Genomic DNA, 907 nt, shown 5'->3' with positions numbered 1-907 from the left:
GCCGCTGCCCACGTCCCCTTGCAGCAGCCGGTTGGCAGGCACGGTTCTGCATAAATCCCCACAGATCTCCGCAATGGAGCGCTTCTGGGCGTTGGTGGGGGCAAAGGGCAGGGAGGCATAAAAGGGAGTCAGATCCGTGTCCGGATCCATGGTATAGGCGGTCTGGGCACGGCTTCTGTTCCGGAGCATCAGCATACCCAGCTGCAATTGCAGCAGGGCATCAAAGGCAAGCCGCCGCTTTGCCTCCTGTAAAATCGGCTCTGACGCAGGCTGATGCACCACTCCAAGCGCCTCCGGCAGGGTACACAGGTCATACTGCCGCCGGATGCCGGAGGGCAGTCCGTCAAAGGGCTCCCGGCGCAAAAGCTCCAGTGCCTGCCGCATATTTGCCTGCACCATGGGGTTGGTCAGCCCGTTGGTGAGTGGATACACCGGCTTCATCAGCACCGGGCATTCCGCCCGGAGGTACTGGGGGGAATGGATCTCCCGGCGCAGCAGCGTCCCCGTCAGCTTGCCGGCGAACCGATAAGTTTCCCCCACCTTCAGAGCGTCAAAGGCGTAGAAATTGTTGTAGAACACCACCGTGAAGTCGCTTTCCCCGTCGGTGGCAGTGGCTTTGAACACAGAAAGCCCCTTCCGGATCCGCTGCTCCGGCAGCTTCCGGGTGATGCACCCCTCCACCACGCAGGGGGTATCCAGGGGGGCGGACAGCACCGGCTCCGGATTGCGGAAATCCAGGTAGGAACGGGGAATATGAAACAGCAGGTCGTAGGGAGTCTGAATACCCAGCCTGGCGTATGCCTTGGCACGCTTCTCCCCCACCCCCCGCAGGGCGGAAATGGGACGGAACAGTTCGTTCATAGACGGATCCTTTCGGCGAGAATGTGTCTGCATGCAAAACAGGCGG

General features: G+C 61.3%; 1 pseudogene. It reads right to left on the bottom strand.

What is annotated here, in order from left to right:
• Nucleotides 1-861 (bottom strand): annotated as a pseudogene (locus QVO51_RS04615) (ATP-dependent DNA helicase RecG); the annotation flags it as partial.
• Between the last annotated feature and the right edge of the window lie 46 nt (nt 862-907).

It is taken from the genome of Ruminococcus sp. CAG:379 (genome assembly GCF_000434255.1).
Taxonomy (GTDB): domain Bacteria; phylum Bacillota; class Clostridia; order Oscillospirales; family Ruminococcaceae; genus Ruminococcus_F; species Ruminococcus_F champanellensis.
This window is presented reverse-complemented; position numbering and strand designations above follow the sequence as displayed.